This is a genomic window from Paenibacillus sp. LjRoot56, from assembly GCF_964253335.1.
GTDB lineage: Bacteria > Bacillota > Bacilli > Paenibacillales > NBRC-103111 > Paenibacillus_E > Paenibacillus_E allorhizoplanae.
Window position 1 is genome coordinate 354,966 of record NZ_CAXURV020000004.1, and the last position, 13,925, is coordinate 368,890.

Annotated in this window: 14 protein-coding genes and 1 riboswitch; all 14 genes read right to left on the bottom strand. The window is 41.4% G+C overall.

The annotated features are described in order from the left end of the window. Nucleotides 1–9: 9 nt before the first annotated feature. Nucleotides 10–951, bottom strand: a complete 942-nt coding sequence (locus ACSQ8O_RS27280; protein ID WP_436244236.1) for a methylenetetrahydrofolate reductase — start codon at nt 949–951, stop codon at nt 10–12. Between the two features lie 111 nt (nt 952–1,062). Further along, nucleotides 1,063–1,827, bottom strand: coding sequence for a sugar phosphate isomerase/epimerase family protein (locus ACSQ8O_RS27285; protein ID WP_436244237.1), 765 nt, complete (start codon nt 1,825–1,827; stop codon nt 1,063–1,065). 176 nt (nt 1,828–2,003) lie between these two features. Further along, the gene (locus ACSQ8O_RS27290; protein WP_436244238.1) at nt 2,004–2,870 is read right to left on the bottom strand and encodes an MBL fold metallo-hydrolase; all 867 of its coding nucleotides are present in this window, start codon (nt 2,868–2,870) and stop codon (nt 2,004–2,006) included. 29 nt (nt 2,871–2,899) lie between these two features. Next, nucleotides 2,900–4,147 carry a DUF4153 domain-containing protein gene (locus tag ACSQ8O_RS27295; RefSeq protein ID WP_436244964.1) on the bottom strand — a complete coding sequence of 416 codons (1,248 nt, stop codon included), beginning with the start codon at nt 4,145–4,147 and terminating at the stop codon, nt 2,900–2,902. Between the two features lie 35 nt (nt 4,148–4,182). Continuing rightward, the gene (locus ACSQ8O_RS27300; RefSeq protein ID WP_436244239.1) at nt 4,183–4,404 is read right to left on the bottom strand and encodes a helix-turn-helix domain-containing protein; all 222 of its coding nucleotides are present in this window, start codon (nt 4,402–4,404) and stop codon (nt 4,183–4,185) included. Nucleotides 4,405–4,414: 10 nt separating this feature from the next. Then, nucleotides 4,415–4,897 carry a DUF2975 domain-containing protein gene (locus ACSQ8O_RS27305; protein ID WP_056621460.1) on the bottom strand — a complete coding sequence of 161 codons (483 nt, stop codon included), beginning with the start codon at nt 4,895–4,897 and terminating at the stop codon, nt 4,415–4,417. 176 nt (nt 4,898–5,073) lie between these two features. Further along, nucleotides 5,074–7,002 (bottom strand): hypothetical protein, encoded by a 1,929-nt coding sequence (locus tag ACSQ8O_RS27310; protein ID WP_436244240.1) that lies wholly within the window; start codon nt 7,000–7,002, stop codon nt 5,074–5,076. Nucleotides 7,003–7,087: 85 nt separating this feature from the next. Beyond that, complete coding sequence (locus tag ACSQ8O_RS27315; protein ID WP_436244241.1) at nt 7,088–8,134, bottom strand: leucine-rich repeat domain-containing protein; 1,047 nt, start codon at nt 8,132–8,134, stop codon at nt 7,088–7,090. A gap of 64 nt (nt 8,135–8,198) precedes the next feature. Next, nucleotides 8,199–8,375 carry a hypothetical protein gene (locus tag ACSQ8O_RS27320; protein WP_436244242.1) on the bottom strand — a complete coding sequence of 59 codons (177 nt, stop codon included), beginning with the start codon at nt 8,373–8,375 and terminating at the stop codon, nt 8,199–8,201. Nucleotides 8,376–8,494: 119 nt separating this feature from the next. Next, nucleotides 8,495–9,700, bottom strand: a complete 1,206-nt coding sequence (locus ACSQ8O_RS27325) for a macrolide family glycosyltransferase (RefSeq protein WP_436244243.1) — start codon at nt 9,698–9,700, stop codon at nt 8,495–8,497. 17 nt (nt 9,701–9,717) lie between these two features. Next, on the bottom strand, nt 9,718–10,503 hold the full coding sequence (locus ACSQ8O_RS27330) for a PhzF family phenazine biosynthesis protein (RefSeq protein ID WP_436244244.1): 786 nt from the start codon (nt 10,501–10,503) through the stop codon (nt 9,718–9,720). A gap of 45 nt (nt 10,504–10,548) precedes the next feature. Then, nucleotides 10,549–11,079, bottom strand: coding sequence for a DUF6886 family protein (locus tag ACSQ8O_RS27335; RefSeq protein WP_436244245.1), 531 nt, complete (start codon nt 11,077–11,079; stop codon nt 10,549–10,551). Between the two features lie 24 nt (nt 11,080–11,103). Further along, on the bottom strand, nt 11,104–11,946 hold the full coding sequence (locus ACSQ8O_RS27340) for a bifunctional 5,10-methylenetetrahydrofolate dehydrogenase/5,10-methenyltetrahydrofolate cyclohydrolase (RefSeq protein WP_436244246.1): 843 nt from the start codon (nt 11,944–11,946) through the stop codon (nt 11,104–11,106). Between the two features lie 56 nt (nt 11,947–12,002). After that, a riboswitch (ZMP/ZTP riboswitch) is annotated at nt 12,003–12,080 on the bottom strand. Between the two features lie 56 nt (nt 12,081–12,136). Next, nucleotides 12,137–13,771, bottom strand: a complete 1,635-nt coding sequence (locus ACSQ8O_RS27345) for a hypothetical protein (protein WP_436244247.1) — start codon at nt 13,769–13,771, stop codon at nt 12,137–12,139. Between the last annotated feature and the right edge of the window lie 154 nt (nt 13,772–13,925).

A 13,925-nucleotide genomic window follows, 5' to 3' on the forward strand; every position in this document is an offset into this window, starting at 1 on the left:
TGCATACTCTTAAAAAACAAACGATGATCTCATTTTCTTATCCATCATAGCCTTGATCTCATGCACCAATTGAATCGAAGCTTCGATTTCAACTTTTCGTGTGGAGACACTTTCAACACTGCACCCGATCGGAATCCCTTTTTCAAGGCCGAATTCGAAAATTTCCTCAAATATTTGTTGGGAAACCGATACTGATTTATCCAAGACATCATGCGAATATTTCAAATCATTTTCCAACCACTTGGGAATGGAGATCCCTAGCCATTTCATGAATTCCAGGGTCTTCGTCGAGCCGCACGGCGCAATATTCATGAGGATTGGCACCATGTCTAGCTTATTTTCTTTACAATGATAATAATAATCCGATAAGAAATTTTTTGACGCTTCGACATTATACGTCGCTTGGGAGATGAAAAAACGACTGCCACTCGCTATTTTGTTGATCATTCTGAGATGCTCATCATCTTTTTTCATGTGTCTTTCGGGGATTACGACGGCCCCTAAAGTTAGGTTATCATTCAGCTTTCTGCTCAATTCATAAGCTTCTGGCAGACCCATGTGAACATCTTGTTTACTGGAAGAGGCCCCAACAAATACGGAGAATCGCTCCTCTTCAAGATCAGCTTGAATCCATTCCGCCAGCTGTTCCTCTGTGTATTTCCCCACACATCGATAAATAATTTTCGGGATATGTAACTTGCTCAAATACGTCTTACTGTACGTAGTCGGGTCAACCGTCTGTAAATAGGGAAAAGGACGATCTTGATCAATGCGATCACTTTCCTCCTGAACATCATAGAGAATTAAGCCATCTATTTGAAGTTTCTGAAGTCTCTCACATTGTTTCTGTGAAATTTCAGCCATTTTCTCTAGCGAATGTGTTTCCTTAGGAGGTGTCATACCATATGTAATGATACCTGTTTCTCTTCTAAGAATTTTGTCTTTTAACAAATGCGTCACAACCTTATCTGCCTAATTCCCGAAAATGAAATCATAGTTAATTACTCGGTATTGTATATTTCGACCCCTTTTAGTTAAATCCTTTTCTATTCTGTAGGATCTCTATTTGAACTTCGCTCTCATAAAAGCTAAACTTGCCGCGAATTCTTTCTCTGGATCATGAACGGTACACTCCGCTGAAATCATCCCAGCATAGCCAGATTCCTTCAACGCTGCCGCGAATTGATCATAGGGATATTGACCTGTGCCAGGTGACAACCGTCCCGTATCCGCAAGATGAATATGCCGAAGCCAATCCTTATTTTCAATCAGGGTGGAAATCGCATCTTGCTCTTCATCCATATGATAGAAATCTGCCAAAACTCGAATCGTTGGAAGATTAACCTGCTTGGCCAACATCACTGCATCCGAAACCGTATTCACGATGTTGGATTCCTTTTGATTCAAGGGTTCAATGGCCAGTGTGACACCTGTTCCTTCGAACTCATCTCCGATTCGTGCTAATAGCTGAAGAAGCTGTTGTTCTGCGCGATTACGTTCCCAACCATCTGGAATTTGACGTGCTTTTCCACTGCCAAGAACAGCCGTTGTGGCTCCAATCTTATTTAAAGCGCTTGCAGCTTTATGGACATAACGTCTGATTCTTTCCTCATCAGCTTCTGGACCGACCACTTTCAAGTCTCCTGGGAAAAATATACTGAATGCCTGTACGGGAAGCGGACTGTTCAAATACATGGGAAGCTTGGCGGCAAAATCTGCGTCATCCTCTAAATTTAATGCTACGAGCGCGCATTCGATATAATCAAAGCCCAATTGTTTAAGTCTCTCCGCCTCTTGAATCCCACTGCACCATCCAAATGTGTACATGTACATTCCTCCCTAACGGCTTATAAGTTCATTTCCCCCTATTTAATATACCAAGAAATAACCACGAAGTGGATCTTTTATTTATACAAAAGTATGATCAATTATAAGAAAATCACCTTGCGAAACACAAAGAAGAACTGCCATAAGACAGCCCTTAACATTTCAATCTATTTCAATTATTTAAAATAGATAAATCGCTCTCCCGCGGACATCATATGAAACTTCTGCGCAGGATACGTGTGGAACAAATAATCAACGAAGTAGGCCGGGTTATCACGATTATTGGAAAACATATCGAAATGGATAGGGATTAGTAGATCGCTCCCAATCTCAACGCCGAAATCTGCCGCTTCACGGAAGTTCATATTGCCTACAATTCCTCTTGAGGTCCGTGCATAATCGCCTCCATTTATTGGAAGAAGTGTTACATGAGGCTGAAATTGCTTGGCATGCTCGATCAACTCTGGCGTGACAACCGTGTCTCCAGTATGAAAGATTCTCACTCCGTTGATTTCGATAAAATAACCCAAATAGTACTGATTCCCATCTTGATCCGTTTCATAGGCTGTGTGCGCTCCCGCAACAGGAGTTATGGTAACACCACGTCCGGAAATCACCTGCTCTTGCTTGGCAGCAATGATTCTGCTAGCATCCACTTCTATATCATGCAGCAAATTCACATGTGAAGCTGGTGCCACGAATTGTGTCTCTGGATGAGACACAGAAACACCTTTGATCGTAGTTAAATCCATATGATCATTATGGAAATGCGTGAGCAATACGATGTTTACATCAAGCTCCTGCGGCGTAAGCGGCGGGGGAATTTCCCTTTTAAATTCTGTATCAGGATTTTCCAATTCAATCGAATAACTTAAATAAGGATCGATACAAATGACTTCGTCTGAACTACCGCCTTTAATCAAAGCCCCGGCTTGACCCAAACTCCAGATTGCTACCCCATCGTCTGGGACATGCGTTCGTTGAATTTCCTTCAACAACGATTCACCAGCATTGTAAATTGGTCTTAAACGTTCTCTTCCCATGTCGGTTACACTCCATTGGTATAGCTATTTTATTTGAAAATAAAAGGAAACGTAAATGCAACAAAAGCAGCCCAAATTCCATAGACTGGTAAATACTTCGTAACAGCGTCTTGGATGTTTGAAGGTCCTGTTTTATTTCGTATGAAAAGCAGATAAGAAACCATAATCCAAATAAGATTAGCCCAAATCAATATATTGACACCTAGAACAGCAATTCGGTTGGGCGTAATCCCATAAGAGGAAAGCCTAAACACGATGGCTGATACTGCCACGCTATCAATTATAAGTGCTAGCACAAGTAAAGCAAAGTTTATATAATCTGAAATATTCTTTTTCTCATCTGTACCGCTTTCTGTAATGGAGAAAATGGTAACGGCTAGTACACAAAGCAGGATGCCATTAAAGGAAAGGAGGAAATCCCGATCCAAGAATGGATTTTTCCCAACCACCATAACCGTTATCAGATAGACCAACAAAGTTACCAATACAAGCGGACTGAAAATTTTGGCGATATAAGGCGCGATATTTTTGGCAAGTTTAAGATTGCGCGAAACGAGATATGTCGCCACAAGGGATAGCGCGACAGCTCCAAATAACACAACATTTTTAAAGTAAAATTCAGAGATATCCATGCCCACAAATCTAAATAGCTGCATAGTTAAACCTGTTAACAATACTCCACTTATGGCCATAGTCGCGTAAAGAATGCCAAGTTCGCCATTAAATTTAAGATAGGCTAATCGGACGCTGCCACGTCGATATTCATTTCCTGTAAAAGCAAACCCCACTAACACCCATAGGAAAATAGGAAGGTGTATATAAGATAAAAGTATACTGTCATTCTGCTCGAGTGGCAGTATATTCACATATATGATAGAGACAAGAAACAACCCTGCAAGTGTATAAATAATATGTCTCCGTGGAGGATTGTTACAAACAAAGTAGGTCGCAATAAATGGTAGCACACCAAAAACAAGATTGATTGGAGCGATTGACTCTTGTTCGACAAAATGGAAAAGGATTCGTGTGATGATCCCAGCCAGTATCGCCAAAATGCCCATGATAAAGAAGTCCTTTTGAAACAAGGACGCCTTTTCTGTATGTACATCTTCTTTGAAGTGCAATCTCTCATACCAAGTGGCAAGTACCTGCGAATTCGGGTTTTGTTCCCAGGCGTAAGCGAATGTTTTTCTAAAAGCCTCAGGTTCTTTTCTAAACATTCGCTCAAGCTCGTGGGGGTTGCCCATATGTTTAATGATCAGATTGTTACTGTCCACAAGTACCCCTCCTCCATGTTTATTATCCAAACGTATTAGTCTTGCGATTCTTCGTCACTTTTGAATTCTAAGATATCACCAGGTTGACAATCCAATGCCTTACATATCGCTTCCAACGTGGAAATTCGAATCGCTTTTGCCTTACCATTTTTTAAAATAGACAGATTTGCTAGCGTAATGCCAACCCTTTCCGAAAGTTCTGTCACGCTCATTTTCCTTTTAGCCAGCATCACATCAATATTGATTATTATCGCCATATTATTCACCTCAGACTATTAAGTCATTTTCTGATTTGATATCGATCGCTTCTTGCAAAAGCCTTTGAAGAACAGCGGCGAAAACAGCAATCACGGTGGAAGCAAATATAATAATCAAACCGATGGCGATGAGACCAGGGGCGTCATCTTTCTCCGCAATCAGATACAAGATCGGCAAGCCTACCACATATAAGATACTGATTGCGTTGGCACAGTATTTGATATTTTTCAATGCGATTACTGATAATTCTGAGAAGGCAACGTTCTTATCGATATAACTTAACAGCTTGAAAGCCTGATACAACGCAAAATAAAAGGGGATCGCTGAAGCATAGATATCGATGTAAAAGAGATATTGCAAATACGTCTTGCCTGGATACAACTCCACTGCATATCTCCCAAGCTCCGGCACCACGAATATGCACAGGGCAAGCACAGGGAGGCCAATAAGAAATACGACGATTTTCAAAAATAATGTTGTTCCTTGTTTCACCAAAAGCACCTCTTTTCATAATGATTGATTTGACTTTATCATATAATTTATCGTTTTACAATAAAACATTATTGATTTTTAGCGTTTTATTATTGTTTTTACTTTTGCTAAAATAAAAAAAGAGTGCCTCCCGCCACATACATGGCTTTAGGGGCACCTTCGTATCAATGAATGTTTTAGTCCTCTATATTGATAGACAACAGCTTGCCATCTACCTTAGATTCCTTATACATTATTGGTATAACACCATCAGGGAACGGTACCTCAAGACGGTAAACACCGACCTTATCCTCGCTGTTGTTTGATATTTCTGTGACTTTATAACCCTCTTGCATACCTGCCTTCGACAGCAGTTCTAGGAAATTAGGCAAACTTGCCTCTTGATATCGACGATGTAAGTTAGTCGTCCACGTCTGGATATCCCAATCAGGTGCTATCACGTCTACACCGGACTTCCGCATCGTCTCAAGTACTTTAACGACCGTACGTCCATCCCCCTCCTGCATCGCAGAAGCAAGCGCAAGGTAAGCTCGGTTAAACATGGCGGTGTCATTCCATTGGTTTTTGGCAGCTAGTAAGTTAAACATATGATCGGTACTTTGATCTGCGGTGAACCAATAAGTGTGGAAATCCATTGGATTTACTGGGCTTGTTCCTGTGATCACATATTTCCCGTCATCCGAAACACGGAATACAGGCGAAATATCGAAGCGCGTTGGGTACTGTATAACAAATATTTGACTGCCATCTCCACTGACCATGATTTGCACGGACAATGGCTCATGAGGTTCCACATCACCAGGAAGTATCGAAGATGAGCCTCTCAAACTAGAATAATAAACATGGCCATCCTTAGCTGTCTCTTTAACAAGACGATACATCAACTGGCTCTTGTGTATGTTGGAATTTTCAGCGGTTTGAAGTGAAGTCCCTTGTAATCTGCGATTATTCTCATCCATCCGCCACGTGATTTCTGCTATGCCTCGCAATTCATCAGGCTTACGATCGCCTGTTAAATCTGGAAGCTTTATTGCCAAACTATATTCGGCCGACTGCCACAAATAAGCTGTATACCTCGTCTTGGACGCATAATACACATCGGAGAAACTTGTCAAATACGAGATACCCTCGATCTGCTTTTTTTTACCGAAGTCGAACATCCTTAAGTGGTTTCCTGAAGCAGTAAATATCCCTGTGAAGAGTAAAACTGGTATTAGCAGCACAACCACAACGTTGACCAAGCTGTGAGTTGGGATTTCATCCCTTGGCTGCATCGTACTCTGTTGCTCAGGGTTAATCCTAAGCTTCACCGCTAGTATTGTCATAAGCTTACCGATCAACAAAGTTCCCACACATGCGTATGCGAGCAAAGGTACTGCGTATCCCCATGGTGATGTTAGTGAACGGAACAAACTCACAATTAGCGTGCACATCATCGCAAGCAACGCGAGTGGCAGCATGGCACCAAAATTTCGCCTAAACGTACCTGTAGCCTTTGCCAAAGCAGTACTAAAGCTGATATTTTCGAGTACGATCAAATATGGCGTGAGTGAATAACACATTAAAATAATGATCAAGATGATTCCAATTGGAAAAAAAGCAGCTGCGAAGAAGATCATCGCCGCGCCAGCCACGAATTGAAAAATCGTCCATGCGATCATATCGCCGAAATATCTGCGCCCATATACAAGCAGTGGAACTTTCTCCTGGTTCAGCGCCCTTTCTTTCAACCCGCCTAGATACATGCCTCTAATAAAACTTTGTAACCCCATTAAGACGGCAGAGACTAGGAATGCTGCGGCTCCCCAACTTGGAGTGGCTACCTTTAGAAACGTATATGGAACTTTCAAATCAGCAAGTGATGGCATATACAAAGGAATCGTTGCGTTAAAACCAGCTGACTGAACAGCAGCCCCTGATGGAGTATTCGTTGTCAGCGTATACGGATAGATGGAAAATCCAAAGTAAATACCAAAACTGACTGCCATGGTTATCATAACTTCAACGAACAGGACCAAAACTATCAAACGAATATAGGCCATCTTTACCTCCTTCGCTAAACAGACTTCATGATGCGTGATAACCCCTTCCATTATTTGACTCATTTGGAGAGTAATTGTTTCGACTTCCTACCTCATCATACAAAAAAAAGAAGCTGCCTCATCGCAAGCTCCTCTTCATTGACTCTAATCACTCAGTTTCCCATAACGAATCTCGAGACAAATTTACATACGCCAATTGCTTCATTTCATTGAGAAAATCAGGCTTCCTATCAATCATACACATGGCTACGTTTAAAAATCGCAGCTTCCTCAGTTTTATCATTTCGATCGGCAACTCATGTATCGAGGTATATTGAATCGTTAATTGTTCCAGTTTCTCAAGCTCTCCAATTTCAGCTGGCAATACGTTTAGGCTGATTTCTTCCTTCGGCTTTATCTGGTAGCCCGGAGTCGGTCGATCAAAGCTTCCACATTGGATGCAAAGTACTCTTAGGTTCTTCAACTTCGCTATGGATGCTGGAATATAGGCCAAATCAGCTGTTTGGATTGTTAAGTTTTCAAGCTTACTTAACTCAAACAGCGCCTCAGGTAAGTAGTAAAGATCTTGTTCAAAAATTTCTAGTTCTCGCAGCTCTGTAAGCTCCCGAATTCTCTCAGGCAATTCAGTTAAATGATGTCGACTAATATACAGCCTATCCGTTTTATGTTTAATGGCATCGTCTAGTAGACGATCAAAGTTCGTGTGAGCCGCTATTTTTAGAAAAAGTCCTGTCATTTCATCCATCAATCCCATTGCTTCTTCCTCTGTTACATCCATCCCATACTGATCTTCATGGACAATCGAGTAAAGATAGTCTCCCCCACCTTCTTTCAAGAAACATAAGTCTTCCGGAAGTTTAGGGAATATCCAATCCGACAACTGATTTGCCATCTGTTTCAGTAGATTTCCGCTTTCTTCACAACATCTATATAAATAGTAAGTTCCCGCGGTATAAAAAGCATGACTGCGATATTCTTGTTTTATTTGAATAACATCTTCGATATTCTCGCCTTGGATGATAATTGTTTTCACCAAGAAAGGCTCTAACGCTTCTAACACGCTTGTGTATAGCTTCTGCTCTCCATCTGCAAGATGCCATAATCTTTCGCTAAGTACAAAACATTCCGAATTTCGTATCGCTAAATCGATGACTTGTTCGTAGGCATCTCCTTTGGGATCTGTATGCATTCTCATTAGTTGAATCTCCATTCCAAATCGAAGTAATTATGTCAATAGAAGCAATGAATGTGACTATTCGTTAATGAAATAACCGAGATATTAAGATTGTAATCGTAGGACCAATTACCACGAAACCCAACAATATGGCAACAAACTTCATCGGTGTCGACAACCCTTTTGACGCTTGTAATTGATCGATTTTTTCATTTAATTTCTTCAACTCTTCCAATATTTCTTTGCTTAATTCATCAGACATGATTAATTTAACTCTCCTTCCAGCTACTTAAAACATGCTCTCTCTACATATTTTACCATAATTAGGAATCTATTTTCCGAAGAAAATAGACCCCCAGCAACATGCTGAGGGTCTTCATTCTACTCAATCCCATAATGCCCTTTAAAAGCAAAAATCTCATCAACAGCCTGACGATACCCACCTGATTCTCGAAAAGATTCCCTAATTTTTGCAACAGCAGTCAGAAATGAGGAGTCACTTAACACCTGATCTACAGCTTCCTTTAGTTGCTTAGTACTCAAAGTTAGCATTTGCAAAGTCACACCTGCACCGATACTTTCGACTTGCTTAGCAATCATCGGTTGATCAGCGCTTTGTGGGATTACAAGGAGTGGAACCCCATAATAGAGGCCCTCATGCGTACTATTCATGCCACCATGTGTGATAAATAACTTCGTATGAGGCAGTAATTCGGTTTGTGGAACATAGGGTTTCACAGTAAAGTTAGTTGGAATTTCGCCTAAGTCAGATAATTGAACGTTATTCCCAATTGACATGACAACGGCATGTTCAGTATTCCCCAATGCCTCGATACAAAGTTTATAGAAATCAATGGATCGGTTAAACACGGTTCCCAATGAAATGTAAATTGGTTTTTCAGTTCGAATTCCTGTATACGCGTTGCTTTCTGAGCTTAATCTTGTTGAGATCGATGGCCCTACGAATTGATAGGACTGGTCGAACGATTCACCATTTGGTTGAAACTCCCTAGTGGTATATACGATTGTAAGCGGTGCTGGATTACACAATACTTCATAAGGAGAATGGATCTCTACATCATATTTTTCCTTCACCATCATCGTCAGGTTTTGGTATTGCTCATAAATAGGTTTAACGATTTCAGAAGGGACAATATTTAAAAAATGTTCCAACTCTTGATCAATGGATTCTTTGGATTGCGCGAGAGACGTGCAAGAATTAATTGCTGGCAGTTTAAGCATCTGAGCAAGTAAACGTCCACAACCGAACATGGAATCATGAATGATATAATCATATTTTTCATTTTTGATCTGTTCAAGCACGCTTGGTATAACAATATCTGCGGTGAGTAAAAGTCCGTTAATTCTCTCCAATAAGTAATTTCTTCCACCTGTGATGAAGGCTTTTATAAACTTTTGGTCGTCAAATGTTCGTACGGTAGCTCCCGTGTTCTCTATTCGCTCTCTAAACGCTTCTATGCAAAAGTACACGACCTCTTCACCACGGGAAATCAGCTCCTGTACGACTCCGGTAGTGGGATTGATATGTCCCTCTGATCCACCATTCATAAATAAAATGCGCGCCATATCTACCTCTCCTTATGCTAGATGAACAACTCGCTCTTCATTACCGTAACTGCTTGTCCTGACAGTAGAACTCTGTTTTCATGTAAACTAATTTTTAGTATGCCGCCTCTAGCGGATGCCTGATACGCAAACATATCCGTTTTATTTAATTTCTTACCCCAATATGGTGCAAGACCACAATGAGATGAGCCCGTTACGGGGTCTTCATTCACACCGACAGCTGGGAAAAAGCATCTTGAAACAAAGTCAAATTCTTGCGAGCGGCTTGTTACATTGATCCCTCTTGTTTGAATCGTCTGCAACAAAGAAAAATCAGGACTTAGACGCTTAATGATGTCTTCAGATTCAACTTCAATGAAATAATCCCATCTATTTCGTCCAACATATAAAGGAACAATTTGAAGAGCATCCACCAATTCGGATGGATATTCACATGCAATCACAGGTTCTGAAGGAAAATTAAGTTGAATCCAAGCATCATGCTTTATTGCCGTTAAGAGTCCACTTCTGGTAAAGAAACTAGCTCGTTGGTTCAGTGGTAAAATCCCTGTTGCCCACAACATGTGCGCGCTTGCCAATGTAGCATGACCGCACAAATCCACCTCAGAAATAGGTGTAAACCATCTAAGTGAAAACCCGTCTTGCTGAGGAAACAAAAAAGCTGTTTCTGACAGATTCATTTCTGAAGCAATTCGTTGCATCAACTCATCATCAAGAGGTTCAGCAGTTAAACAAACAGCAGCAGGATTTCCATTGAATACTTGATTCGTGAAAGCATCCACAACATAGATTGTTAATGTCATGACAATCCCCCCTATTTTCATCTATATTATTTTAATAAATCTGATCTAAACTTCGGTTAATCTCTGCTCAGCAAAGCCCATCCGACACATCGAATATTGAAAACTCGATTGCTGTATTTTATCAGATAAATCCCACAAATTTGCCAGAAGTCGGACTTCTATGTTTCTTTTAAAAAGCTCACCAAAGAGATTTTGAATTTCGAATCGTCGGATGGGAACCTGTGATTTCTCGCTTACATAATATCCTGCTCCAAGATCCTGTAAATAAAAATCTGACGTATCAAACTCATAGATATACAACGTTGTATTCTTCATCATTTCAAACCATTTATGCTCAATCGCTACGACGTGATTTATGGCATTGGAAGATAAATAGTTCTTTTTATCTTCCTCCGTGGTAGCCTCATTGGTATGAAAAGTAACTCTAGGACAGTTCCTAGGCGTTAGAAAATTGGGGAAACATTTCTCATTAATCGCCCATACTAATCCTTTGGTTGGGTCCAGATCTTTTCTTGAAGGAAGTCTAGGGTTGAAAATAGAAATATCCTTTTCTTCACTTACGTGAAACAATTTCATCTTGCTCCCCCTTTTCATCCTGGGCTAAGCTAACTTTTCTGCCGCATCGACGGTGTGTTTCAACAAGGTAGCGATTGTGACAGGCCCAACTCCAGCAGGAACAGGCGTAATTGCTGATGCTCGATCCTTACAGGCCTCATAATCAACATCCCCAATGTTGCCTTCGTTATACCCTGCATCCAACACGACGGCCCCTTGTTTAATCCAATCCCCTTGCACAAATTTCGGTTTCCCAACTGCCGCTACCACAATATCAGCTAACCGTACCATCTCCTCTAAGTTCGCAGTCTTTGAATGGCATGTCGTTATTGTCGCATTCCGATTGAGTAACATCATGGAAACTGGTTTACCGAGAATGGGGCTTCGCCCTATGACAACAGCGTGCTTGCCTTCCAATGCAATGTGATAATAATCCAATATTGCAAGTATCGCCGCCGGCGTACAAGAAGGGAAATCGGCGAAGCCGAAAGCATTTTGAGCAAATCCAAGCGTCGTTACGCCATCTACATCTTTCTCGATACCAATCGCTTCGAATGCAGCCCTTTCATCAATATGATGAGGAACCGGGTGTTGTAACAAAATCCCATGGACGCTAGGGTCAACATTCAGTTTCTGAATTTCAGCAATCAAATCTGATGTCGAGGTATGCTCGGGAAGTTCAATACGAATCGACTTGATACCAAGTCGTTTACATGCATTTCCTTTCATTCTCACATAAGTAGCTGACGAAGGATCACCACCGACCAGAATCGTAGCTAAGCAAGGAATGATTCCCTTCCCGGCTAATTGATTTATTCTACCTTTCAGCGCCTCTTTCATGTCTGTTGCCACTCGATTACCATCCAAGATTACGGTTTCCGCGGTCATCTTATCATTCCTCTCAAGTTAGGTTCAAACATAAAGAGGTAAGGGGATTTCCCCTTACCTCTTGCCCAGGCGTACGGCCGTTATCGATATGCTCCCTCATGGTTCCCCATGTTCCGCCAGTCACACATCGTTTATTAGTACCTCTATAATAGCAATGAATGCCAATATTTTCAATTACTTTGCACGAACATCAGGACAAGGTTGCAGGTGACATAAAGAACGAATACCACATATTCGTCATGAAAACATCAAGAACGACGAAGTAAAACATCTCAAGTCCAACATTCCGTTCGGACAAACCTTTTCTCCATAAGCGGGTTAACCCATACGAAATAGCAGCAAACAGAAGTAGTAAAATCAAGCTAACCCAAACCGATTGCAAGAAATCCGGCATCACCTGCAGCGCAATAGGTTTACGGTAATCGCCAATAAATAACGCCTTTACCACGAGGTACATCGCCATAGATATGCCAAAGTGCCGCTTCGCATGCTCGTCATAGTGATATTGCCAAAAAACACTGATCACGATTAAATAAAGGCCAGGCAATAGGATCCATTTTAAGCTAATTAGTGCCGTGAGTACGCCAATCCCCCAAAACAACGGCAAATTCCCAGCAGCTTGCTGATAGTCCTCTGCATGAATGCTGTTCATTCGATCTGCATAAGGAAGCTGATCTGTGGTGTAATACACGCGATACGTATCAGCGTTAACGGCGTCCAGCCATATGGCTAGTGAACTCCCTTTGTTCCAAGCAAAAATCGGATATACGGCAAAACCACCGAATTGGCTGATCCGCGAAGCATTCAACATTTTGCCATCCTTAAAGCCAATCTTGTACACCTCTTGACTCGTTTGACGCCTATTTTTCTCATAAACTGACGATGCGACAAGCGTTACTTCACCAGAAGTTGACTGCGTAAATGTCGGATGCAAAATGGTATCGGAATCGTTCCCCTTAGTGACCGGTAGGTTAATAACCTCATCTTGTATCCTATTGGGTTGATTCTCTGGGAAAGTGAGCATATGTAAGGTGCTCTTACCTGACTTGCGTGAGCTCGTTGTATACGCAGTAATAAATGTAGAACCATCTACGCCTAGCGCCATATCATCTAAGCTGCTCGTTGCATAATCTACGTCCTTCAGCTTGATCTGCACAAGTGGCTTCCATGATGCCTCTGCAAGCTTCGCGTAGTGAAAGGATTCACTGCCGTCTTTACTGACGGCGTAAACAAGAGATAGGCTGCTCCCAAAGGTATCCCATGCACCATGAATTTGCTTCACATTCGCTATATCAAGTGTAGTCCAGGTAAGCTTGGCATTCGGATGAAATTCGCTGACATAAAGCGATGAATCATTGTACGCTAGCATAACGCTATTCCCCTTGGGGCCAACTACAGTTTGCACACGAATTATCTCGTTCTCCATGAGTGCGTTCTTCGAACTCCATGAACCACTCTTCCATTCACTCGCGTACAGTTTATTGCCGTCCCCGATCCATATAATATGATCCTTATCTATCATCTTGTAGGCTCGGACAACGCCAACATCTGGTAAAGGACGACTCTCCGTATGATGACGTCCCTCTTCATCAATCGTGACGAATTGTAGAGTTTTCCCGGCTAGATAGGTGAAACTACCATCACCAATCATTTGTACAGGTTCACCATAGGTTGCCAACTGTTGTAATTCCGTTGCGCGGCCGAATGGTTCCGGATATGGCTTCACATTTTCATTAGCTAACATGAAAGACTGAATGATTCCGATGATGACCATGATTGCTAGAAAAGGGACATAGGTAAGTAGCTTCCATCTTGCTTTCTTCACTTCTTATTTCCTCCAAACCTTATTTGAAAAATAAATAATGATGCACATTTAATTTGCCAACGTTCAATAAATGCACATGCCAATGATATCATTGATTCCATTATGCTTCACTAAAAAAATTAGAGCGGTACGATCAATGATTCATCAAGGACCG

Coding starts and splice junctions, on each gene's coding strand:
- ACSQ8O_RS27285 (WP_436244237.1), bottom strand. CDS start 1,827: ATGTACACATTTGGATGGTGCAGTGGGATTCAAGAGGCGGAGAGACTT.
- ACSQ8O_RS27290 (WP_436244238.1), bottom strand. CDS start 2,870: ATGGGAAGAGAACGTTTAAGACCAATTTACAATGCTGGTGAATCGTTG.
- ACSQ8O_RS27300 (WP_436244239.1), bottom strand. CDS start 4,404: ATGGCGATAATAATCAATATTGATGTGATGCTGGCTAAAAGGAAAATG.
- ACSQ8O_RS27310 (WP_436244240.1), bottom strand. CDS start 7,002: ATGAGTCAAATAATGGAAGGGGTTATCACGCATCATGAAGTCTGTTTA.
- ACSQ8O_RS27315 (WP_436244241.1), bottom strand. CDS start 8,134: ATGAGAATGCATACAGATCCCAAAGGAGATGCCTACGAACAAGTCATC.
- ACSQ8O_RS27320 (WP_436244242.1), bottom strand. CDS start 8,375: ATGTCTGATGAATTAAGCAAAGAAATATTGGAAGAGTTGAAGAAATTA.
- ACSQ8O_RS27325 (WP_436244243.1), bottom strand. CDS start 9,700: ATGGCGCGCATTTTATTTATGAATGGTGGATCAGAGGGACATATCAAT.
- ACSQ8O_RS27330 (WP_436244244.1), bottom strand. CDS start 10,503: ATGACATTAACAATCTATGTTGTGGATGCTTTCACGAATCAAGTATTC.
- ACSQ8O_RS27335 (WP_436244245.1), bottom strand. CDS start 11,079: ATGAAATTGTTTCACGTAAGTGAAGAAAAGGATATTTCTATTTTCAAC.
- ACSQ8O_RS27340 (WP_436244246.1), bottom strand. CDS start 11,946: ATGACCGCGGAAACCGTAATCTTGGATGGTAATCGAGTGGCAACAGAC.